This window comes from Micromonospora yasonensis, from assembly GCF_026013475.1.
GTDB classification, from domain to species: Bacteria; Actinomycetota; Actinomycetes; order Mycobacteriales; family Micromonosporaceae; genus Micromonospora; species Micromonospora yasonensis.
The window spans coordinates 1-283 of sequence record NZ_JAPDPH010000507.1; the positions used below are offsets into that span (position 1 = coordinate 1).

1 protein-coding gene is annotated in these 283 nt (G+C 70.3%); it reads left to right on the forward strand.

What is annotated here, in order from left to right; translation table 11 throughout:
* Window positions 1–283, forward strand: a 283-nt coding sequence (locus tag ONA70_RS36580) for a DDE-type integrase/transposase/recombinase (RefSeq protein ID WP_265011035.1), incomplete at both ends; no start/stop codon positions are given.

The window sequence follows — 283 nt, forward strand, 5'->3', positions numbered from 1 at the left end:
GCGGCGAAGGCCCCGGACCTGATCGGCCGGGACTTCACCGCCCCCGCGATCAACCAGCGCTACGTCGGCGACATCACCTACCTGCCGGTCGGTGACCGCGGGTTCCTCTACCTGGCCACCGTCATCGACCTGCACTCCCGGCGCCTGGCGGGCTGGGCGATCGCCGAGCACATGCGCACCGACCTGGTCATCGACGCCCTCCACGCCGCCCAGCGCACCCGCGGCAGCCTGCACGGGGCGATCATGCACACCGATCATGGAGCCCAGTACACGTCAAAGGCCT